The 865-nt window shown below is 48.4% G+C and carries 1 protein-coding gene; it reads right to left on the bottom strand.

The genetic code is table 11. The features are described from left to right. The coding region (locus tag R7040_RS25410; RefSeq protein ID WP_318097416.1) for a beta-ketoacyl-ACP synthase II at positions 1-865 on the bottom strand (865 nt) is incomplete at both ends.

The raw sequence follows: 865 nt of genomic DNA, 5'->3' as shown, positions 1-865 counted from the left end.
AATGTCTAGACCTTCTTCTGGCTCATCAAGGTTAATCGTTGGTGGAACGATTTGGTCAACCAAAGACATAATCGTGATGATAGCTTCAACTGAACCAGCAGCACCCAATAGGTGACCAGTCATTGACTTAGTTGAAGAAACAAGAACTTGTTTTGCACCTTCTTCACCAAGAGCACGTTTCACACCCTTGATTTCAGCAACGTCGCCAGCAGGAGTAGATGTACCGTGAGCATTCACGTAACCTACTTGAGTACCCGTGATGTTCGCATCACGCATTGCTGCTTCCATTGCTAACGCACCACCTGAACCATCTTCACTTGGTGAAGTCATGTGGTAAGCATCACCAGACATACCAAAGCCAACTAGCTCTGCGTAAATCTTAGCGCCACGTGCTTTCGCATGTTCGTATTCTTCAAGAACCATCACGCCAGCACCATCACCTAGAACGAAGCCGTCACGGCCTTTATCCCATGGGCGAGATGCCTTTTGAGGTTCGTCATTGCGAGTAGAAAGTGCTTTAGCAGCACCGAAGCCTGCCATACCAAGAGGCGTAGAAGCTTTTTCTGCACCACCAGCAACCATCGCGTCTGCATCACCGTATGCAATCATACGAGCAGCGTGGCCAATGTTATGTAGACCTGTAGTACATGCAGTAGAGATCGCGATGTTTGGACCACGAAGACCACGCATGATAGACAGGTTACCCGCAACCATGTTTACGATGGTCGAAGGAACAAAAAATGGGCTAACTTTGCGAGGACCTTTCTCAACCAGTGCTGAGTGACCAGTTTCAATGAGGTCTAGGCCGCCAATACCTGAGCCGATTGCAACACCAACTCGAGGCGCGTTTTCTTCGGTAATTTGT

It is taken from the genome of Vibrio sp. 1069 (assembly GCF_033340555.1).
This window is presented reverse-complemented; position numbering and strand designations above follow the sequence as displayed.